The sequence below is a fragment of the Jeotgalicoccus psychrophilus DSM 19085 genome, from assembly GCF_000425845.1.
In the GTDB taxonomy this organism is placed as follows: Bacteria; Bacillota; Bacilli; order Staphylococcales; family Salinicoccaceae; genus Jeotgalicoccus; species Jeotgalicoccus psychrophilus.
Genome location: NZ_AUEF01000001.1, coordinates 405,833 through 428,500 on the forward strand (window position 1 = coordinate 405,833; position 22,668 = coordinate 428,500).

Annotated in this window: 21 protein-coding genes; all 21 read right to left on the minus strand. The window is 42.2% G+C overall.

Annotated features, from left to right (window positions below):
- Window positions 1-203 precede the first annotated feature (203 nt).
- Window positions 204-1,181, minus strand: a complete 978-nt coding sequence (locus tag H625_RS0101920) for a nuclease-related domain-containing protein (RefSeq protein ID WP_026858382.1) — start codon at window positions 1,179-1,181, stop codon at window positions 204-206.
- A gap of 219 nt (window positions 1,182-1,400) precedes the next feature.
- The gene (gene rpsO / locus H625_RS0101925) at window positions 1,401-1,670 is read right to left on the minus strand and encodes a 30S ribosomal protein S15 (RefSeq protein WP_026858383.1); all 270 of its coding nucleotides are present in this window, start codon (window positions 1,668-1,670) and stop codon (window positions 1,401-1,403) included.
- 158 nt (window positions 1,671-1,828) lie between these two features.
- On the minus strand, window positions 1,829-2,767 hold the full coding sequence (gene ribF, locus H625_RS0101930; protein ID WP_026858384.1) for a riboflavin biosynthesis protein RibF: 939 nt from the start codon (window positions 2,765-2,767) through the stop codon (window positions 1,829-1,831).
- Window positions 2,754-3,707, minus strand: coding sequence for a tRNA pseudouridine(55) synthase TruB (truB, locus tag H625_RS0101935; protein ID WP_035784938.1), 954 nt, complete (start codon window positions 3,705-3,707; stop codon window positions 2,754-2,756). Before truB ends, ribF begins: the two co-directional genes overlap by 14 nt.
- Before the next feature lie 86 nt (window positions 3,708-3,793).
- Window positions 3,794-4,141, minus strand: a complete 348-nt coding sequence (gene rbfA / locus H625_RS0101940; RefSeq protein ID WP_026858386.1) for a 30S ribosome-binding factor RbfA — start codon at window positions 4,139-4,141, stop codon at window positions 3,794-3,796.
- 2 nt (window positions 4,142-4,143) lie between these two features.
- Window positions 4,144-6,237 (minus strand): translation initiation factor IF-2, encoded by a 2,094-nt coding sequence (gene infB, locus H625_RS0101945; protein ID WP_026858387.1) that lies wholly within the window; start codon window positions 6,235-6,237, stop codon window positions 4,144-4,146.
- Between the two features lie 14 nt (window positions 6,238-6,251).
- Complete coding sequence (locus H625_RS0101950; protein WP_026858388.1) at window positions 6,252-6,548, minus strand: L7Ae/L30e/S12e/Gadd45 family ribosomal protein; 297 nt, start codon at window positions 6,546-6,548, stop codon at window positions 6,252-6,254.
- Window positions 6,545-6,829 (minus strand): RNase P modulator RnpM, encoded by a 285-nt coding sequence (rnpM, locus tag H625_RS0101955; protein ID WP_026858389.1) that lies wholly within the window; start codon window positions 6,827-6,829, stop codon window positions 6,545-6,547. Before rnpM ends, H625_RS0101950 begins: the two co-directional genes overlap by 4 nt.
- A 10-nt stretch (window positions 6,830-6,839) precedes the next feature.
- Complete coding sequence (gene nusA, locus H625_RS0101960) at window positions 6,840-7,895, minus strand: transcription termination factor NusA (protein ID WP_026858390.1); 1,056 nt, start codon at window positions 7,893-7,895, stop codon at window positions 6,840-6,842.
- 16 nt (window positions 7,896-7,911) lie between these two features.
- Entirely contained in the window at window positions 7,912-8,379 is a 468-nt protein-coding gene (gene rimP, locus H625_RS0101965) for a ribosome maturation factor RimP (protein ID WP_026858391.1), read from the minus strand.
- A 117-nt stretch (window positions 8,380-8,496) separates the two neighbouring features.
- Complete coding sequence (locus H625_RS0101970; RefSeq protein WP_026858392.1) at window positions 8,497-12,780, minus strand: PolC-type DNA polymerase III; 4,284 nt, start codon at window positions 12,778-12,780, stop codon at window positions 8,497-8,499.
- A 72-nt stretch (window positions 12,781-12,852) separates the two neighbouring features.
- Complete coding sequence (locus H625_RS0101975; protein ID WP_026858393.1) at window positions 12,853-14,547, minus strand: proline--tRNA ligase; 1,695 nt, start codon at window positions 14,545-14,547, stop codon at window positions 12,853-12,855.
- 12 nt (window positions 14,548-14,559) lie between these two features.
- A complete protein-coding gene (rseP, locus tag H625_RS0101980; RefSeq protein ID WP_026858394.1) occupies window positions 14,560-15,843 on the minus strand; it encodes an RIP metalloprotease RseP in 1,284 nt (427 codons plus the stop codon).
- 5 nt (window positions 15,844-15,848) lie between these two features.
- Window positions 15,849-16,973: a 1-deoxy-D-xylulose-5-phosphate reductoisomerase gene (locus tag H625_RS0101985; protein ID WP_026858395.1), complete on the minus strand. Its 1,125-nt coding sequence runs from the start codon at window positions 16,971-16,973 to the stop codon at window positions 15,849-15,851.
- Window positions 16,974-16,991: 18 nt separating this feature from the next.
- Window positions 16,992-17,777: a phosphatidate cytidylyltransferase gene (locus tag H625_RS0101990; protein ID WP_026858396.1), complete on the minus strand. Its 786-nt coding sequence runs from the start codon at window positions 17,775-17,777 to the stop codon at window positions 16,992-16,994.
- Window positions 17,767-18,528, minus strand: coding sequence for an undecaprenyl pyrophosphate synthase (locus tag H625_RS0101995; RefSeq protein WP_026858397.1), 762 nt, complete (start codon window positions 18,526-18,528; stop codon window positions 17,767-17,769). Before H625_RS0101995 ends, H625_RS0101990 begins: the two co-directional genes overlap by 11 nt.
- A gap of 119 nt (window positions 18,529-18,647) precedes the next feature.
- On the minus strand, window positions 18,648-19,205 hold the full coding sequence (frr, locus tag H625_RS0102000) for a ribosome recycling factor (RefSeq protein WP_026858398.1): 558 nt from the start codon (window positions 19,203-19,205) through the stop codon (window positions 18,648-18,650).
- A gap of 14 nt (window positions 19,206-19,219) precedes the next feature.
- Window positions 19,220-19,945: a UMP kinase gene (gene pyrH / locus H625_RS0102005; protein ID WP_026858399.1), complete on the minus strand. Its 726-nt coding sequence runs from the start codon at window positions 19,943-19,945 to the stop codon at window positions 19,220-19,222.
- Window positions 19,946-20,014: 69 nt separating this feature from the next.
- A complete protein-coding gene (gene tsf, locus H625_RS0102010; RefSeq protein ID WP_026858400.1) occupies window positions 20,015-20,893 on the minus strand; it encodes a translation elongation factor Ts in 879 nt (292 codons plus the stop codon).
- Window positions 20,894-20,966: 73 nt separating this feature from the next.
- Entirely contained in the window at window positions 20,967-21,734 is a 768-nt protein-coding gene (rpsB, locus tag H625_RS0102015; RefSeq protein ID WP_026858401.1) for a 30S ribosomal protein S2, read from the minus strand.
- A gap of 147 nt (window positions 21,735-21,881) precedes the next feature.
- Window positions 21,882-22,652: a GTP-sensing pleiotropic transcriptional regulator CodY gene (gene codY, locus H625_RS0102020; RefSeq protein WP_026858402.1), complete on the minus strand. Its 771-nt coding sequence runs from the start codon at window positions 22,650-22,652 to the stop codon at window positions 21,882-21,884.
- Window positions 22,653-22,668 lie beyond the last annotated feature (16 nt).

Sequence of the window (22,668 nt, forward strand, 5' to 3'; positions counted from 1 at the left end):
TCAAGAAAAATGTTGTCTGGAATGCCGTTACCTCTGACATGAAACCCGTTCATTGGTGAGATAAACCGTTACCTCTGACATGAAACCCGTTCATTGGTGAGATAAACCGTTACCTCTGACATGAAACCCGTTCATTGGTGAGATAAACCGTTACCTCTGACATGAAGTCCGTTCATTGGTGGGATAAACGGAAAACACAACATTTATTTTATTATTTTATCCTTATATCTTTGTAATCCCCGAGTTTTCGCGATTGCTGTTTTAAAGCTGTAGTCTTTGAGCGTATATGAAGTGCAAGGTCCATTTTTATTAATATAACAGTGTTTTTGTAACGCTCTATAAACCGTATTTTCATGGAACGTATAGGCTATCAGCTCCAGTATGGACCGCTTCGTCATTGGGTGATTGTAAAACAGAAACTTATGATCGCTCATCGCGCGGAGCAGGTGCGTTTCATTACTCTCTATTGTACCGCACTTGGCACATGTTAACTGGAACCTGCCCTTCTCCAGCTCAAAACTTCCGCATTCTCCGCAGTACAGTCCTTTACGAATCTGCCCAACATTCGAACTGCCGTTAAAATACGGGTTCACTGTTTCATGCTCGCGTATCAATGCTACCAGACGATCTGCCTTCTTTGTATTATAACTGTCTTTAAACTGCCTGAAATATTTCTTCATATCCATTCGAATGACGACGTTTTTCCAAATTGACGTATCTTCCGAATACAACCTGAAGTCATCGTTTGGAAAAATCACTTTCGCCTTAATATCAACAGTAACTTTAGCATTCTTGCATCTGCGAAACAATTTCCCGACTGCCCGGTCGACCTGTGTAAATGGATTATCAGGAATGACTTCATTATTTCTAATCAGCCTGCCGTCATTAAATTGATACTCGCCGCTGTAGTTTTTAATCTCATTAACAATCAGAGTGTCATTCGCAATTATAATACTGTCATACTGAGCACCTGATTTCCCTGCAGCAAGATAAACGTCTCTAAAAACATACAAGTTATCGTGGCCGGTTTCGTCGAATAATTTATCGTATAAACACTCGCCTGAAAATCCGTTCTCATATATTTTCAGTTCACGCTTATCCTCTGCACTTAAAACCTCCCTCCTGCTCAATGCTCTGTAATGTAAAAGTTCTGCCGTTGCATTTCTGTCATTTAAATACATTCATTTTCCTCCTTTTTAAAAAGCTCCTTCTACACTATATATACGGGAAAACAGCGATTTCCTTTTAAAAAAGTTACTTAAACACAAAAATAGCAAAACTGGTTTACTTATTACACAAATCCACATAGTTTTTACATTATTTGTATGCACTGAATTTACACATCAAAAAAACCCGCTCCTCAATGAGAAACGGGTTCAAAATTATTAATAATTTATAAATTAACGACGTAGACCAAGTTTAGCGATTAAGTCGCGGTATCTAACTACATCTTTGTTACGCAGGTAAGTTAGTAAGTGTTTGCGGCGACCTACCATTTTAAGAAGACCGCGTCTTGAGTGGTGGTCTTTCTTGTGCGTACGTAAGTGTTCGTTTAATGTGTTGATGTCCTCTGTTAATACAGCGATTTGAACTTCTGGTGACCCAGTATCAGTTTCGTGTACGCGGTACTCTTCGATTAATTCAGTTTTTCTTTCTTGTGAAATTGCCATTATAATTCCTCCTAATATTTTATATACACCTGTATCCGAGCATGCGTCGGAGTTTCAACAATGCCAAGATACGGTACTTGTCATATTATATACGTTTCCCATGCCTTTTTCAAGTGTTCATTTACACGATAAAAACCGGACCTCTTTAAAAGTCAGGACTATTTATCCTGCAGCATCCGTCGTGCAATCTGCGCATCGGAATCGATTGCAGCAATCAGCGGCTCGATGCCGTCGAATTTTTCTTCGTCTCGGACGAAATGGTGCCAGTGCACTGTGACGTTTTCTCCGTATATATCGCGGGCGAAGTCAAAAATGTAAACTTCTGTCGTTAAGCGCGCATTATCGTGGAATGTCGGTTTAACACCTACACTCGCCACACCTTTATAAACAGTGTCGTCGTTTTCGATTGTCATCGTGACAGCATATGAACCTTTTGCCGGCATAAAGTAGCGGTAGTTCGGTTCGATGTTTGCTGTCGGGAAGCCGATTGTCCGGCCGCGCTTCTCCCCTTGTACGACAATGCCTTCGATATCGTAAGCGCGCCCTAATGCAGCGTTGGCATTATCGAGCTCGTGGTTATCGAGATATTCGCGGATGCGTGTCGTCGATACTTTATCATCGTCGAGTTCGTGCTTGTCGACTTCCGTCGTATTGAATTCTTCATACTGTTTTAAATCAGCGACTGTGCCGCTGCCTTTTTTACCGTATGTATAATCGAATCCTGCAATGACTTCTTTAATTTTGCTGCCGATAATATATTCCTTAACGAAATAATCTTTATCGAGTCCTGCAAATGCACTGGAAAAGTTAATGACGAAGACATAATCTATGTCCAGTTCTTCCAGTTTCTTCATTTTAATATCAAACGGTGTTAAATAAGTTGTACGCTGTTTTTTTGGATCCAGTACGACAGACGGATGCGGATCGAATGTCATGACTGCTTTTTTTAAGCCGTTGGCTTCAGCAATCTCTTTCATCGTATCGATAACATCGATATGGCCTAAATGGAGACCATCAAAAAAACCTAATGCTGCAGCTGACGGCTCTATGTTTGAAAGTACTTCATCGTTTGGGTAGTGCAGTTTAATTATTTCCATAAGTCCCCCATAAGTTGTTAAACATTTTAAATGGTTTTAACTGATCAGGTTTTTCCGGATGTGTTTTATAAATTCCGAGCGGCATCTCACCGCGGGTAAATAATACAGTATCAAGTTCAGTTAACCCCAGCATTGTTAATATATCACTTTTTACTATTTTTTGCCCGTGTGTGATTTGGAATAATAAATCTTCATTATTTTGTATGTCGCGTCTTAATATATCGTCCAGCATATCGATGATTGGAATCGGCTCTGCTTTGACTGTGCCGTCTCTTAAATCATCTAAGCGAATGGCTTCGTCAATTGAAAATCCGCATGAGCCTGTCCGCCGGAGATATGACATATGTGCTGGATAGCCGAGTGCAGCCCCGATATCGACTGCAAGTGTGCGGATGTAGGTGCCTTTTGAGCATGTAACGTCGATATCAAATGATATTGACCCGTCCTCGTAACGGACGTCTGAAGTCAGTTTTAGATTTTTAATCTGCACTGTGCGGGACGGCCGTTCAACTTCAATGCCTTCGTGTGCATACCAGTACAATTTACGTCCATTTACGCGGACTGAGCTGTACAGCGGCACCATCTGATGATAGTCACCCTTGAACTTTTCAATGGCTGACAGAACATCCTTTTTAGTAATGCTGCCCTCAATGACCTCAGCGGTCTCCATCGTTTTACCTGTCGCATCTTCAGTATCTGTTGTGCGCCCGAGTGTGACAGTCGCGATGTAGCGTTTGTCCCGCTGCTGCAGTATTTCAGTCAGTTTTGTCGCGTCACCGATAACGATTGGAAGAACACCTGTAACGGAAGGATCGAGCGTACCTGTATGACCGACTTTTTTCGTGCCGAGTACGCGGCGCATTTTGTAAATCACGTCGTGTGAAGTCATGCCTGCGGGTTTATCGACAGGAATCACGCCGTGTATATTATTGTTTGCCATTATCTTCACCTGCTTATTTTATGTAAAAAAATAAAACCGCACCCGACTCCCGGCCGGGAAAACGAGTGCGGCTTATATTGTTTTGATTATTTATCCTGGTCTTTAATGTCGCTTAACAGTGATTCGATTTTTTTACCGTAGTCGATTGAAGTATCGTATTTAAATTTAACTTCAGGTGCTTTACGTAAACGAATATTAGATGCGACAGCTTTTCTGAATAGGCCGTTAAACTTATCCAGAGTTTCCTGGACGAATTCTCTATTATTATTTAATGACGTATAGTAAGCCGTCGCTGTTTCGTTTTCTTTCGTTACTTCGACTTCGGTCACTGTAACCATACCGATGTCCGGTTCTTTATCTGTAACTGTTGTACGGATTTCTTCGCTAAGCACTTTTTTAATTTCTTCTGCTATGCGTTCATTTCTCGTTGACATAATTATTTCCTCTCAATCTCTACCATAATGAATGGCTCTATTTGGTCGCCTTCTTTGATATCGTTGAAGTTCTTAATTGTAAGTCCACATTCATAACCTGTCGTTACTTCTTTTGCATCGTCTTTAAAACGTTTCAGCGTATCGAGTTCACCTTCGAATACAACGATGCCGTCACGAATGACGCGCACACCGCTGTCACGTGTAATCTTACCGTCTGTAACGTAAGCCCCTGCAATTGTACCCACTTTAGATACTTTGAAGATTTCACGCACTTCAACGTTACCGATAACTTGTTCTTCGAATTCAGGATCAAGCATACCCTTCATCGCAAATTCAATTTCTTCGATAACTTTATAGATAATACGGTGAAGTCTCATATCGATCTGGCTTTGGTCTGCTGCACGTTTAGCGTTAACATCCGGGCGGACGTTAAAGCCGATAATAATCGCGCTTGAAGCATTTGCTAAAGTAACATCTGATTCGTTAATTGCTCCGACACCCGTATGAATGATGCGGACGTTAACGCCTTCGACATCGATTTTCATCAGTGAAGCAGCAAGTGCCTCAACCGAACCTTGAGCGTCACCTTTGATGATAATGTTGAGATCTTTCATCTCGCCTTCTTTCATCTGTTCGAACAAGTTATCGAGTGACACTTTCTGGTTTACTTCTCTGTCTTTCATAATCTTGTTTTCGTGGCGTGCTTCACCGATTTGACGTGCTTTTTTATCGTCTTTGAAAACTACGAAACGGTCGCCCGCTTCAGGCACATCGTTAATACCCGTAATTTCAACAGGTACAGACGGGCCTGCTGATTTAATACGCTGGCCAGTGTCTGAAACCATTGCACGGACTTTACCGAATGTAGAGCCGACAACGATGGAATCTCCGACGTTAAGCGTACCGTGCTGGACGAGCAGGCTCGCTGCAGGTCCGCGTGATTTGTCGAGTTCCGCATCGATTACTGTACCGACTGCAGGCATGTTGCTCGTCGTTTTAAGTTCAGCCATTTCGCCGACTAAAGTAATCATTTCAAGCAGGTCGTCTATACCGTCGCCTGTTAATGCTGAAAGCTGAACGAAAATAGTGTCGCCGCCCCAATCTTCAGGATAAAGACCGTGCTCACCAAGTTCAGTCATTACGCGGTCTGCGTTTGCTGTTGGTTTGTCTGTTTTGTTTACCGCTACGATAATCGGCACTTCAGCCGCTTTCGCGTGGTTAATTGCTTCGATTGTCTGAGGCATTACACCATCATCTGCTGCAACAACAAGAATAGTAATATCAGTTACCTGAGCACCACGTGCACGCATTGTAGTGAAAGCTGCGTGTCCAGGTGTATCAAGGAAAGTGATTTTCTTATCGCCGTGTTCGATCTGGTAGGCACCAACGTGCTGAGTAATCCCGCCAGCTTCACCTGCAGTCACTTTCGTGTTGCGGATTGAATCAAGCAGTGTTGTTTTACCGTGGTCAACGTGACCCATAATTGTAACAACGCTTGGACGTTCTTCGTCGAGAGTCTGTTCTTCTAAGTTAAAGAAGTTTGTCAGATCGGTATCATCTACAAACACTTCAAGTTCAGAAGTGAAACCGTAGTTTTCAGCAACCACTTCAACTGACTCCTGGTCGAGTGACTGGTTAATGTTTGTCACAATACCTAACATGAATAAGTCTTTTACGATAACTGAAGATTCTACGCCGATTTTTTCTGCAAGTTCACCAACAGTGATACCTTCTTCGTAAGTGAAGTGTTTTGATTCAGGTTCCGCTTGTTTCGGTTCCTGTTTTTTAGCTTCAGCCTGTTTAGGCTTCGCAGTATTTGGCTTATTTTTCTGGTTTTGTTTTCTGTTGTTATTATTATTTTTTTGCTGGTTTTGTTTCGCATTGTTCTGTTTAGCTGCAGGTTTATTAGCAGCCGGCTTTGCATCAGCTTTTTTAGCGTTCTTTTTAAACTGAGCGTCGAGGACTTTAAGTACATCATCTTCTAATGATGACATGTGACTTTTTACCTCGATATTTTTCGATTCCAGGAAATCGATAATTTCTTTACTTGTTAATCCTGTTTCTTTGGCGTACTCATGAATTCTAATTTTACTCATTGAACCAATCCCTTCTATAGGAGCTCTTTTATCTTTCTGGCGAATCCCTTGTCGGAAATTGCCATTACGACCCTGTTATATGTGCCGGTCGCATGTGAAAGCTCTTCGTTTGTGTACTTGTCAATTACTGTGACATCATACGTTGCACATTTGTCTTTAATTCTCTTAGCTGTACTTTTACCCGCATTTGCCGCAAGTAACACAACTTTTGTTTTACCGGTTTTTATTGCCTCGAGTGTTTTCTCTTCGCCGGTAACAGTTTTCCCTGCGCCGGTTGCAAGCCCGATATAATTTAAAATTTTATCATTCATCGTTTTGGAATATCCTCTCTGTAAATAAGACGGATAATTTCATCGTATACCGGATCAAGTTCCTCAGTATTTTTACCGAGTGATTTTTCCAGCATCTTTTTGGCGCGTGCATTATTCACTTTGTCGAGATCTTTCACGACATAGCTGCCGCGTCCATTTTTCTTGCCTGTTTTGTCAGCGGACACTTCGCCTTCTTTTGTTACAACGATGCGGATTAAATCTGCTTTAGGATGCATTTCATTCGTCAGGATGCATTTGCGCATCGGAATTTTCCGTGCCATTTCTTCACCTCTAGTCGTGACTGATGCCAGCCTCGGCAGCATCTGTTTCGCTTTTAATATCGATTTTCCAGCCAGTGAGTTTTGCAGCAAGACGTGCATTCTGTCCTTTTTTACCGATTGCTAAAGACAACTGGTGGTCAGGAACGACAACGACTGTGGATTTAGAATCTTCATCAACTTTAACACTCACTACCTGCGACGGGCTGAGTGCATTTTTAACGAATACTTTCGGATCTTCATCCCACAGGACGATATCGATTTTTTCACCGTTCAGCTCATCAACGATAGCTTCAACACGTGCACCTCTGGCACCGACACATGAACCGACAGCGTCGACATCAGTGTTTTTTGCGTGAACGCTGATTTTTGAACGCTCGCCCGCTTCACGTGCAACGCTCATAACTTCAACAGTACCGTCAAAAATCTCAGGCACTTCTTCTTCAAATAAACGCTTCAGAAGATTCGGGTGTGTTCTCGACACGAAAATCTGAGGACCTTTAGTCGTCTGTTCCACTTTGTTGACGTAAACTTTAATACGTTCGTTTGGAATGTATGACTCATTCGGCATACGTTCTGATTCAGCAAGCACTGCATCAGTTTTACCAAGCTGAACATAGACGAAACGGTGATCTACACGGTCGATAAGACCTGTCAGAACTTCGTCTTCTTTGCTGATAAACTCGTCGTACAAAATGCCGCGTTCAGCATCGCGGATACGCTGCATAACAGCCTGTTTCGCAGCTTGTGCCCCTACGCGGTTGAAGTCTTGCGGAGTCACGTCTTCATCAAACGGATCGCCGATTTCATAAGCTGGGTTATAATTCTGTGCTGTTAACAGATCGATTTCTGCAGTCGGATCTTCGACTTCAGCCACAACATCTTTACGTGAAACCACATGGTAAGCACCTGTCTCCATATTTAAATCAATCGAGACGTTTTTATGATCTGTATAGTTTTTCTTATATGCAGTAATCAGCGCTGCTTCAATGGCATCCACAAGCACTTCCATCGGAATGTTTTTCTCTTTATGAATAAATTCCACTGCATTAATTAGTTCCTGATTCACTCAATTTTCCTCCATTCTAAAATAAGACGGCTTTTCTTATTGTTGCTATTTTTTCACGTTCCACTGTAATAGTTTTTTTGCGTGTTTTTACTTTGTAATCAATTGTTACTGAATTTTCATCGTAAGCAGTCAGTATGCCTGTCCACTCTTTTTCACCGTCAATTTGCTTATACGCCTTAACGTAAATACCTTTGTTCAGTGTGAGTTCCAAATCTTCTTCATCCTTTATCGGACGTTCTGCTCCGGGAGATGACACATCTAAGTAGTACGCGCCTTCGACAATATCCCACTCATCCAGTTCAGCACTGATTATTTCTGCAAATGCTGCACAGTCGTCGAGTGTAATACCACCTTTTTTATCCAGGAAAATACGCAGGAAAAAGTCTGGTCCTTCTTTAACGTAGTTAACTTCAACCAGTTTTAAATCGTTGTCTTTGGCAATTGGCTCGACATGAGTAAATACTTTTTGTTCGATTGCATTCATGTCAAAGTCCCCCTTTCAAAACTAAGAGAAGAACGGGGCAAACCCGTTCTTCTCCTGCAGACTGAGTATTTTTATTCACTAATATTATACCATAGGCTCCCATGGCGTGCAACAATGCTAGATGTCAAAGATTGACAGCTGAGCTTTGTCCGGTAAATGATCGAGACTGCCGAGTTCAGTTAAGTACTCGATCAGTTTCTGTGATACGCCGGCTTTCTTATTTAAATCTTCTTTAGAGATAAAGCCCTCGTCACGACGAGTTTCGACAACCCGTTTCGCAACCGAGGCGCCGAGTCCCGGTACTGAAATAAACGGCGGAATCAGCGTGTCGCCTTCGATAATAAAGTCGAACGCGTCCGACTTATCGATGCTGACAGGCTGCACTTTAAAGCCGCGCTGTGCCATTTCATTAACGAGTTCCAGAACAACGAGTGTATCTTTCTCTTTCTTTGACAGCTCCTGGAAGTTCTGGTTCAGTTCGTTCACACGGTGACGGATTGTATCTTTATCTTTGACCATCGTTAAGAGATCAAAATCCGTTGCACGTACTGTAAAATAGCTCGCATAGTAAAACAGCGGATGGTGCACTTTAAAGTAAGCAATTCTTACTGAGTTCAGTACGTAGGCAGCAGCGTGAGCTTTCGGGAACATGTATTTAATTTTCTTACATGAATCGATGTACCATTTCTCAACGCCGTTATCTTTCATTGCCTGTTCGTGTTCTTCTGTTAAACCTTTACCTTTACGCACTTTCTCCATAATATTAAATGCAACACTCGGCTCAAGTCCTTTATACATCAGCGTTACCATGATGTCGTCACGACAGCCGATAACGTTCGACAGATCACATGTACCTTTACGTATTAAGTCCTGTGCGTTGCCGAGCCATACGTCTGTACCGTGAGACAGTCCTGAAATCTGTACGAGTTCACTGAACGTCGACGGCCTGGTATCTTCCAGCATCTGACGCACGAAACCTGTGCCGAACTCCGGAATGCCGAGCGTTCCCGTTTTACATAAAATCTGGTCCGGTGTTACTCCGAGTGATTCAGGGCCGCTGAACAATTTCATCGTTTCCTGATCATCTGTCGGGACTGTAGTCGGATCAATGCCTGACAGATCCTGCAGCATGCGGATCATCGTCGGGTCATCGTGACCGAGTATATCCAGTTTTAATAAGTTACTGTCTATTGAGTGGAAATCGAAATGCGTCGTCATCCATTCAGCTTCAACATCATCCGCCGGATATTGAATTGGTGAGAAGTCGTATATATCCATGTCGTCCCGGACAACGATAATACCGCCCGGATGCTGCCCTGTTGTACGTTTAACACCGCTGCACCCAAGTACGAGACGGTCAACTTCCGCGCCCCGTTTGTGCAGACCGTTATCGTTTAAATAACCTTTGACGTAACCGAATGCTGTTTTCTCGGCAACAGTTCCGATTGTACCGGCTTTGTAAACGTAATCCACCCCGAACAGATCCTTCGTGTACTGGTGTGCTTTAGACTGATACACACCACTGAAGTTTAAATCGATATCCGGTACTTTATCCCCTTTAAAGCCAAGGAATGTTTCGAACGGTATATCCTGTCCTTCTTTAATTAAATCCACATTACAATTGCTGCATTTTTTATCAGGTAAATCATAACCGCTCGATACCGAACCGTCAGTAAAGAACTCTGACTCTTTACATTCCGGACAGACGTAATGCGGCGGCAGCGGGTTCACTTCGGTAATTTCAGTCATCGTTGCAACAAGACTTGAACCGACAGAACCCCTTGAACCGACGAGATAGCCGTCATCAAGCGAGCGTTTAACAAGCTTGTGGGAGATCAGGTAGATTACAGCAAAGCCGTTACCGATAATACTCTCGAGCTCTTTCTCAAGCCGGTCTACGACAATCTGCGGCACGTCTTCACCGTATAAAGCTTTCGCATTATCGTAAGTCATCTCTCTGATTTCTTCTTCCGCACCGTCAATTGTCGGCGGATATAAATCCTTTTTAATGACTTCAACGTTGCCGATCATATTAGCAATTTTCTGCGTGTTAGAGACGACAATTTCAAATGCTGTCTCCTCATCCAGAAAATCGAACAGCTCGAGCATTTCCTCAGTTGAACGGAAATGTGCTTCCGGCAAGTTGCCGCGGGACAGCGGATTACCCGGATTCGCTCTGACTAAAATATCACGGGACAGTTTATCAGATTCTTCCAGATAATGCACGTTGCCTGTTGCGACAACTGTTTTGTCCAGTTCTTTGCCGAGTTTAATAATATTTTCAATAATTTCTTCAAGCGTTGCTTCATCGCGTACGACTTCTCTGTCTAACAGCCGCTGGTACAGCGGTTTCGGGAAGACTTCCAGATAGTCGTAAAAATGCGCTTTTTTCTTCGCTTCTTCATATGACTTCTGCATCATTGCAGTGAATACTTCACCGTTATCGCAGGCGCTGCCGATTAACAGTCCTTCACGGTGTTCTTCAAGCACCTGGCGTTTAATACGCGCAGATTTATAAAAGTGGTCGGTCAGTGACAGACTCACAATTTTAAATAAGTTTTTTAAACCTGTATTGTTCTGCACTAATATCGAAATGTGTGTCGGCATCGCCCGTTTGTACGAGTCGCTGTTCGACAGACTCTTATTAATGTCTTTATGATTTGTAATACCATAGTCCGCTTTCAGCTGTGCCATCATCTTAATGAATATATAAGCTGTTGCTTCAGCATCGTAAATCGCCCGGTGATGCTGTGTTAAATCGACATTATATTTCTTCGCTAGAATATTCAGCCCGTGCTTTTTCATTTTGGTATTTATCGTTCTTGACAGCTCAAGCGTATCGATAACACCGTTTGTCGACTTGCCGAATCCTTCTTTACCATAAGCTTCATCGATAAAGCCCATATCAAAACTCGCATTATGCGCGACGAATATTGCATCGCCGACCCAGTCTTTAAAGTCTCTGATAACTTCACTGATGTCCGGCGCACCGACGAGCATATCGTCAGTAATTCCCGTCAATTCTTTAATCAGTTCGGAGAGCTTTTCTCCCGGATTGCTGAAGCGTTCAAATTTATCGATAACTTCACCGTTTTTAACTTTAACACCGGCAAGCTCAATAATTGAATCATATTTAGATGATAGTCCTGTTGTCTCAACGTCAAACACGACGAATTCATGATCTTCCAGTGAATAATCCTGCGGACGGTAGGCAATTGGTGCACCGTCATCGACGAGCAGGCCTTCCATGCCGAAAATCATTTTAAAATCATCATCGCTGTTCGTAGCGTTAAAGGCATCCGGAAATGCCTGGACGTTATTGTGATCCGTAATAGCGAGTGCTGAATGTCCGTACTGTTTTGCACGTTTAATATATTCTGTCACACTCGTCATGCCGTCCATCTGGCTCATCGTTGAATGCAGATGAAGCTCAACACGTTTCTCGTCTGCATTATCGCGTTTCGGTTTTTTATTAACCGCTGTTAAGTTGCGGATATTTAAGACCATATCCTTCGTAAACTCATCGTATTCCACGCGGCCTTCAATAATTACCCAGTCGCCTGATTCAAGTACTTCAAATACTTCATCGTCGTTTTTACCGTGGCGGGAAAACATTTTCGCCATAATTGAATCAGTATAATCCGTCAATTTCAGCTGCAGAATTTTACGGCCGCTTCGAAGGTCACGCACTTCTTTAGAGAAAATATGCCCTTCGATTTTCACGCTGTACTCTTCATCGAAAATATTTTCAAGCGGACGCACACCGTCGAAGTTTTGCGGCTTGCCGATTTGTTTTGGCACATTGCCTTGACGCTCCATCTGTTCGTCCATTTTTTCCTTGTCAGAAATAAACTGCGTAATGAGTGCTTCCCGTTCATCGCTGATACTTTTCTCCAAAGCTTCTGAACGCGATGATTGAAGTTCATCGTCAATTGTTACTTCAAGACCGTTTAAATGGATGCCGAAGTATTTATATGCATTTAACAGATTGCCGTTAATATGCTTATTGAAATGCGACTGTTCAATCGCATTTTTAACTGCGATATAAAGCACACCTTCATTCAATTTTATTTTAGTGCGTTCGAGCTGATGCTTTATATTATCATTGATCGACAGACTGTTTACTGCGGTCATGAAATAATCCAGAACGAGCTGTTCATCGAATTCACCCTCGGCCATAATCAGTTCTGTTTTCGCAATGTCCCTAAATGCTTTATTTATATTAGTACTCATCATTTGATACAGCGCGCTTGGTATAATGCGGTCTGTAGTCAGATGGAATTGCCAGATTCTGTTATCGTCATCGACGACAACGCGTGACAGCTCGGCATTTTCCAAATAGTTATTTTGAGTAATATTTGCCTGTTCAAGTAAAATCTTTAATTTATCGTGGCTTTCCAATTAGAAAACACTCCCAGTTAAAAATTCCATAGCCTGCACCGGTTTCCTTAGAAAAACGCGTAAATCTAAGATTTACGCGTAGTCATTGTCTGCAAGATATGATGTTAAGTCTGTAATCTGCACTTCTGTTGATTCTTCTTCCAGACGGCCTTTAACTTCTACAATGCCGTCTTTTGCACCGCGTCCGACGACAATTCTTACAGGCAGTCCAATTAATTCTGAATCGGCGAATTTAACTCCCGCACGTTCGTTGCGGTCGTCATATAATACCCGGTTTGTCTTCGATAAAATATCGTATAATTCCGACGCAGTATTTGTAATCGTCTCATCTTTCGTATTCGCTGTAATAATGTGAATATCAAAAGGTGTGACTGATTTAGGCCAGAAAATCCCTTTATCATCGTGGTGACTTTCGACAATAGCCGACAGCACACGTGAAATTCCGATACCGTAGCAGCCCATTAATACTGGTTTTGCACGGCCGTTCTGATCCAGCACGTTAAAGTTCATCGCCTCTGAATATTTAGTGCCCAGTTTAAATACCTGACCGACTTCAATACCGCGCATAAATTTAGCAGGACCTGATCCGTCAGAGACCATCTCACCTTCGTTAATAAATCTGAAATCAGCTATACCCGCCGCTTCAAAGTCACGTTCGTGGTTCACATTTAAAAGGTGGTAGCCTGTTTCGTTAGCGCCGACAGGATAGTTTCTCATCGCTGCCACCTGGTAATCCAAGTAAACCGGAATTGAAGACTCGACAGGACCAAGTGATCCTGGTGAAGCATTCAGTTCAGCTGTGATTTCAGTGTCTTCTGCCATTTCGATAATTTCTGAGTTAAAGTATGCTTTTACTTTAATATCGTTTAACTCCTGATCTCCACGGATAACAATCATTTTCAGTCCGTCATCAGTTTTAACAACCATCGTTTTAGTCGTTAACGTTAAATCTGTATTTAAGAAATCAGCAAGTTCTTTTACTGTGCCGATTTCAGGTGTTGCAATTTTTTCAGTATCTTTCATTTCTTCAGTGCTGTTTTCAGCCGGAGCTGTACATTCTGCTTTTTCAATATTTGCAGCATAGCTGCTTTCATCTGTATAAACGATAGTATCTTCACCGATATCAGCAAGTGCCATAAATTCATGTGTATGGCTGCCGCCGATAGAACCGCCGTCTGCTTCCACTGCTCTGAAGTTAAGGTCAAGTCTTGTAAAGATACGGCTGTATGCATCGTACATATCTCTGTATGTTTTATCGAGTGAATCTTCATCGATATGGAAGGAGTATGCATCTTTCATTATAAACTCGCGTCCCCGGAGCAGACCAAAGCGCGGTCTTAACTCATCGCGGAATTTCGTTTGAATCTGGAATAATGTTAACGGCAGTTTTTTATAGCTTTTCAGTTCATCGCGGACAAGTGAAGTAATAACTTCCTCATGTGTCGGTCCAAGTGCAAATTCTCTGTCGTGACGGTCGCTGACTCTCATCAGCTCTTTACCGTAAGCTTGCCATCTGCCTGATTCTTCCCATAATTCACGCGGATGAAGAACTGGAAGATGCACTTCGGCACCGCCGATATTCATCATTTCTTCGCGTACAATATCCTGAATATTGTTCAGTACCAGCTGTGTAATTGGCAGGTATGCGTAAATACCGCGTGCGAGCTGTTTAATCATGCCTGATTTCAGCATCAGACGGTGACTTAAACTTTCGGCTTCTGTTGGTGTCTCCCTAAGTGTAGGGATAAACATTTGTGATTGCCTCATACTGTTTCACTCCTATAAGAAAAATGTTTTAATGTCGTTCCAGGTGACAAGCACCATAATAACTAAAACGAATAATACGCCTATTAATTGTATGTTTAATTCTACTTTGCGGTTTAATGGACGTCTGAAGATTCCCTCGTATAAAACGAATAAAATTCTTCCCCCGTCGAGCGCCGGAATCGGCAGTAAGTTCATTATACCTAAATTCACACTGAGCAGTGCAGTGAAGTTCATCAGCACTAAAATACCCTGTGAAGCAACGGATTCCGTCACTTTATAAATACCGACCGGTCCATTCAGCATATCAAAACTGAATGTGCCTGCGAAAATTGTCCCGATCATATTAACAACGAGTTCAAATATTAGTGACATACTGGAGACCGTTTCCTGAATTCCCCACCATACCGGTGCGATAATTCCATTTTCGAAATCTCTGCCGACACCGATAATCAGACGTTTCTGTTCCGTACCGTCCGGCAGCTCTGTTGCTTCAACAGCAGGAACAAGCGTTTCTGTATGAGTGTTTCCTCCTGATTCAATAACGAGTTCCTGAGGGCTGCCTTCGCCTTCTTGAATCAGCTGTGTCATATGCGCCCAGCTGTCGACTATTGTCCCGTCGATAGACTGAATGCGGTCGCCTGCTTCAAGATCAATATCTGCTGCTGGCGTATCTTCCACAACTGTGCCGACAATCGGTTCATCCATCGGTTTACCCTGAATATAGAACAGAATTGTAAACAGTACAAATGCCAGCAGGAAGTTGAATAAGGGACCGGCAAACAGCGTTAAGAAACGCGCCCATACACTTTTCGTTTCAAATCTTCCCGACAGGGGCGCAATGCGTTCAAGCTCGGAGTTTTCTACGAAGTAGCATTCCTCGCTGAAATGATAAGTCACTTCGCTGTTATCATTCAGTTTTAAACCTTTTACATACATCGCTTCTGAAATGTCGCTTTCAACAACTTCAATTTCTTCGACGTGCTGGAAATTATGTTTATCATCTAATAGAATATGTGTAATTTCATCGTTCTCATTTAACTTAATATTGATACGCATACCGGCATTCAGCGGATTGACTTCCATATCTTTTGATGCCATTCGCACGTATCCGCCGATAGGCAGAAGACGCACCGTGTATTGCGTATCATTGTATTTATATGAAAAGATTTTCGGCCCCATGCCAATGGCAAACTCCGGACACATAATGCCTGCGCGTTTTGCGAAGAACATATGCCCGAATTCATGCACGGTAACAAGCAGACCGAAAACGACTATAAAAGCTAAAATTCCTGTCACTTACTTCACCTCATATTTGATTTATAGCGCGCGTCAAGGCTCAGTATCGTTTCAAGATCGGGATTTTGAATATTCTCGTGCTGCAGCATGCGGGATTCAACGATTTCTTCAATTTCCAAAAATGAAATTCTGCCCTGTAAAAATTCACCAACTGCATATTCGTTCGCAGCGTTCATTACAGTAGCGAGAGTACCGCCTGCTTCCAGCGCATCATAAGCGAATTTTAACATTTTAAAGCGGTCAAAATCCATTGGTTTGAAGTTAAGCTGTGATAATTCATTTAAGGACAGCGGATTATTTTTATGTAACCGCTCCGGATGAGTAAATGCATATTGAATGGCCGTTCTCATATCGGAGTTGCCAAGCTGTGCCATAATACTGTTGTCAATAAATTCCACCATCGAGTGAACGATGCTCTCTTTATGAAGAAGTGTTTTAATCTGGGCAATTTCGACATCGAATAAATGCTTCGCTTCAATGACTTCAAAACCTTTGTTCATCATCGTCGCAGAATCAATTGTAATCTTTTGCCCCATCGACCAGTTCGGGTGATTTAATGCATCTTTCAAAGTGACATTGCCGAGGTCAGCACGCGTCAGATCTCTGAATGAACCGCCGCTTGCTGTTATAATAATATTGCTGATTTCTTTTTCATTTTCACCTTTTAAACATTGGAACAGAGCTGAATGCTCTGAGTCCACAGGAATAATCTGCACATTTTTGAGAGCCGCACGCTCCATCACAATAGCGCCTGCTGCAACTAATGTTTCTTTGTTCGCGAGTGCAATATCAATGCCGGCGTCTATTGCAGCAAGTGTTGGTTTTAGGCCGACACTGCCGAGAATTGCTGTTAAAAGTAAATTGCTGTCAAATGTTGCAACATCGATAAGACCTTTGTCTCCCGATGTAAATTCAATATGCGGATACTGAACTTTCAGCCCGCTGACGGCATTCTCATCCTGTACTGAAACGAGCAATGGTTTAAAGTCATGTAAAATCTCATGCAGTTTAGAAAGGTTCCGTCCGGCTGAAATTGCACCGAGTTTAAAGTGTTCCGGATTATTTTTAATGACGTCAAGCGCCTGGGTTCCGACAGAACCCGTGACACCGAGTATAGAAATGGTTTTTATCATATAATTCACCTGTTATTATGAAATAATCGGTAAGATGTTCATCAGGGGCAGTACGAAGATGAAACTGTCAAAGCGGTCTAGAATACCGCCGTGTCCCGGTAAAAATGTGCCTGAATCTTTCACGTCAAAGTGACGTTTTAATGCGGATTCCACGAGGTCCCCCATCTGCCCGAATATACTGAGAACTACCGTAAACGGAATTAAGAGCCACAGTGACCCTTCCATCAAACCCGCCATAACGAAAACAATCGGTATAATTATCGATACAAGCGTACCGCCGAGTGAACCTTCAATCGTTTTGTTTGGACTGATCTGCGGCCACAGTTTACGTTTGCCGAATGATTTACCGAACAAGTAGGCACCCGTATCTGTAAGCCAGACAATCAGCAGTGCATATAAAATATAAATAAGTCCTGATTCACGCGTTTCAAAAAAGTACATAAAACCGATGCCGATATATGCAACTGCCATGACGCAAAAACTCATATCGACAAAGTTAAATCTGTTCTTCGAAACAACTGTCGTCGACAGCATAATAAGTGCGAGTGCAACGATAATCTCCAGCTGGAAATCAGCGATGGCCGGGGAATAGGATTCCTGCGGTATTAAGACCATACAGAGAGCAATTAAAGATAAAACCCCCGGCAGAGAAAATATATGGATACGGTTCATCTTTAAAATTTCGTAAAGAGCCGTAATTGCCATGAGGTAGACTAATATTAGCAGCGGCCATGAGCCGAGAATTACAATCGGCAAAAATAACAGCAGCGCAATGACTGCAGTTATCGTTCTAGTCTTCATCTATTACATCCTCCTCATTTAAGCCTCCAAAACGCCGTTCTCTCTTTTGATACTGGCCGATTAAATCATCCAGCTCAGCAGTCGAGAATTCCGGCCACAGCGTATTTGAAAAGAATAATTCGCTGTAGGATGCCTGCCATAATAAGAAATTACTCAGCCGGTATTCACCTGACGTTCTAATAACCATTTCAGGGTCCGGCATATCTTTAGTCATTAAATAATCTTCGAATCTTTTGCTGTCGAGTGAATCAGCATCAAGTCTTCCTGCCTGAACGTCAGCGATCATCTCTTTGACCGCGCCAATCAGTTCGTCACGTCCGCCGTAGTTCAGTGCAAAAACGAGTGTTAGACCGGTATTTCCGGCAGTTTTATCGATGGCAGTCTGAACTGCTTTACGCGTATGTTTCGGCAGTGCTTCGAATTCACCAATCGTTTTAACAATAACGTTTTTTTCGATCAGTTCCGGTAAAAACGTACCGAGAAAATCGGTCGGCAGTTTAAGTAAGTAGTTCACTTCACTTTTTGGACGGGACCAGTTTTCAGTTGAAAACGCATAGAGCGTTAAATACTTTAGTTTTATATCTGCAGCATGTCTCACGATGCTCTTAATATTCTGCATGCCTTCATAATGGCCTTTTATGCGGGGCATGCTGCGCATCTTCGCATATCTGCCGTTGCCATCCATAATAATCGCAATATGTTCCGGTATTGGTCTCTCAGTCAGAGATTTGTTTTTAGTCGCATTAAACATGACGATCCTCCGTGCCAAATATGTATCTGTAATTAATTTTAATATACTTCTTCAATTATTTTATTTTAACATAGTTATACAATAAAAAAACAGGTAAGTCCCCTTACCTGTTTTTATAATTAAACTTCCAGAATGTCTTTTTCTTTAGCGTTACACATTACGTCGATTTCAGCGATGTGTTTATCTGTTAATTTCTGAACGCTTTCAGTCAGACTTCTAAGTTCATCCTCTGAGATATTACCTTCTTTTTCTGAAGCTTTCAGCTCGTCATTTGAATCGCGGCGCACGTTACGGATTGCAACTTTAGCGTTTTCGCCTTCTTTGCGGGCATCTTTAACAAATTCTTTACGTCGTTCTTCAGTCAGCTGAGGTATAGATATACGAATCAGCGTGCCATCACTCGTTGGATTCACGCCGAGGTCCGCCATTTGAATTGCTTTCAATACGCTGTCAACTGAACTCTTATCGTAAGGTGTCACTACAAGCATACGTGCTTCAGGAATACTGATGCTTGCCAGCTGATTAAGCGGCGTTGGTGCACCGTAATATTCAACATTTACACGGTCAAGCATACTTGAGTTTGCAGCACCTGTACGGATTGATGCAAGTTCTCTCGCCAGACTGTCAATTGACTTCTTCATTTTGTCTTCGGATGTTTTCAAAACGGATTCACTCATATTAATATCTTCTCCTATTGCTTTGTAATTGTCGTACCGATTGTTTCTCCTGCAACGGCACGCTTAATATTACCTTCTTCTGTAATCGAAAATACCACAAGCGGGATGTCATTGTCCATACAGAACGATGATGCTGTTGCATCCATTACCTGAAGATTTTCCTGTAACATTTCAATGTAAGTCAGTTTGTCGTACTTAACAGCTGACGAATCGAGCTTCGGATCTGCAGAATACACACCATCTACGTTATTTTTACCCATCAGGATAACATCTGCTTCAATTTCTGCTGCACGGAGTGCTGCTGTCGTATCTGTGGAGAAGTACGGGTTGCCTATACCGGCTGCAAAAATAACGATGCGCCCTTTTTCAAGATGACGAATTGCACGTCTTCTTATATAAGGTTCAGCGACCTGTTTCATTTCGATTGAAGTCAGCACTCTTGTCTCATGACCGAGCTGCTCTAAACTATCCTGCAGTGCAAGGGAGTTCATTACTGTTGCAAGCATTCCCATATAATCCGCTGTACCGCGGTCCATACCGAGATCGCCGCCTATTTTGCCGCGCCAGATATTCCCGCCGCCGACGATAATCGCCATTTCAACGCCTAATTTCTGAGCTTCCGAAACCTGTGATGCGATATTTTTAATGATTACCGGATTAATTCCGAAACCATCGTCGCCAGCAAGTGCTTCCCCGCTGAGTTTTAACACGATTCGTGTAAATTTAGAAGATTCAGCCATGTTTTTCAATCCTTTTCATTGAATTTATTACTTAGAAAAAAAGACACCGAAGTGTCTTTTTTAATAAAATTATTTTTTAACTTGTCCGAGTACTTCTTCAGCGAAGTTTTCTTCGCGTTTTTCAATACCTTCACCCAGTTCGTAACGAACGAATGAACGGATAGATGCATTTTTAGAATCTAAGTACTGCTGAACAGTCTGATCAGAATCTTTAACAAATGGCTGATCTACGATGCAGATTTCTTCTAAATACTTACGAACTCTTCCTTCAACCATCTTGTCGACGATTTTTTCAGGTTTACCTTCGTTTAAAGCCTGCTGACGCAGTACTTCACGCTCGTGATCAAGTTCTGCCTGATCAACCTGGTCGCGTGAAACGTATTTAGGGTTTAATGCTGCAGCGTGCATCGCAACATCTTTTGCGATAGTTTCGTCAGTTGTACCTTCTACTACTGTTAACACACCGATACGCCCGCCCATGTGCATATACTGGCCGAATGAGTCGTTATCAGTCTTAGTTTCAACTGCAAAACGTCTGATGTTTAAGTTCTCTCCAATTGTTGACACTGCATTGTTCATGATCGAAGTAACAGTTTCACCGTCAATTTCAGAGTTATATAAAGCTTCTACATCTGCAGGTTTAGTTGCAAGGATGTGTGCAGCAATTTTCTTAACAAGTTCCTGGAAAGATTCGTTACGTGCTACGAAGTCTGTCTCAGCATTGATTTCAACGATTACTGCTTCGTTTCCTTCTGCAGCAATGTAAACAGCACCTTCTGCAGCAATGCGGTCAGCTTTTTTAGCTGCTTTCGCAATACCGTTTTCACGTAGGTAATCGATTGCTTTATCGATATCTCCATCAGTTTCTACAAGCGCTTTTTTACAATCCATCATACCTGCGCCAGTTTTATCACGTAGTTCTTTAACTAATTTTGCTGAAATAGCCATTATTCAGTCCTCCATTTAATTGTTGTAAAAAAGGTGATAAGAGTATTACGCTTATCACCAAGATTTCAATTAATTATTGTGCTTTCTCTTCTTTAGTCTCAGCTGAAGCATCTTCTTTTAAGTCGATATTTTGTTCTGCTGCTACTTCTGCGTCAGAAATACCACGCTGACCTTCTAAAACAGCATCTGCCATTTTGCTAGTCATCAGTCTAACCGCGCGGATAGCGTCGTCGTTAGCTGGGATTACGTAGTCGATTTCGTCCGGATCACAGTTAGTGTCGACCATTGCAACGATAGGAATTCCTAATTTTTTAGCTTCTGCAATCGCATTGCGTTCTTTGCGTGGGTCAACGATGAAAATTGCGCTAGGCATTTTCTTCATGTTGCGGATACCGCCAAGGAACTTGTTTAAGCGTGCATATTCTTTACGTAATTCAACAACTTCTTTTTTAGGAAGTACGTCGAAAGTACCGTTTTCTTCCATTCTTTCGATTTCAGAAATTCTCTTAATACGTTTGTTGATAGTTTGGTAGTTAGTTAAGAGTCCACCTAACCAGCGTTGGTTGATGTAAAGCTGACCAGCACGTTCCGCTTCTTCTTTAATAGCGTCCTGAGCTTGTTTTTTAGTACCGACAAAAAGAACTTGTCCGCCTTCTTCAGAAACTGACTTAACGAAGTCGTATGCTTCTGCAACTTTCTTAACTGTTTTCTGTAGGTCGATAATGTAGATGCCGTTACGTTCCGTAAAGATATATCTGCTCATCTTAGGGTTCCAGCGGCGTGTCTGGTGTCCGAAATGTACACCTGCTTCAAGCAATTGTTTCATAGTAATTACTGCCATGATTTGTTTCCTCCTAATGGTTTATACCTCCAGCATCGTGCTGAATAACCACCTGTTTAAAGGCACCGGTTAATCCCTTACTCTGCTGTGTGTATTTGGTCTTTTGACCGATTAATACTATATCATATATATTGTCTTTTTGCAACCTTAGCTGTCTTTACGAAGCTCGGGCAGGAAATCTTCTTTTTTAACTTTGATAAACGTCCCTTTCATTCCTAATGAACGGGATTCGATTACGCCTGCACTTTCAAGTTTACGAAGTGCGTTAACGATAACTGAACGCGTAATGCCGACACGGTCTGCGACTTTAGAAGCAACAAGTAGTCCTTCGTCTGCATTAAGCTCATCAAAAATGTGCTCGATTGCTTCACGTTCAGAATATGATAATGAACGGATCGCCATAGAAATACTCGCTTTATCGCGCGCTTTCTGTTCAACTTCTTCATTTTTCTCGCGCAGGATTTCCATACCGACAACTGTACCGGCATATTCAGCAAGTACTAAATCGTCTTCTGAGAATTCATTTTCTCTGCGGCCGAGTACTAATGTACCTAAACGGTTGCCTCCGCCGTAAATCGGCACGATGCACGTTTCAGAATCCTGATACGAATCTTCCGCCGGGAAGATAGTTAAATCATCTTCGAATGCGATGTTTTCGCGAGTTTCTGTAATACGCATAATCTGGTTAACGTAATACTCAGGGAACTGTCTGTTTTCAAGCATATCGACAATACGTTCGTTTTCGATAGTCTGTTCAACACCGATTCCGAGTAACTTACCTCTTTTTGACACGATGAATGTATTACATTCTAAAATACCGCTTAATTTGTCTGCGACTTCTTCGAAATCTACTTTAATATTTGAACTGCCTTGAATTAAATTGTTAATCTCACGTGTTTTCTGTAATAAACTAGCCATGATATTTCACTCCTGT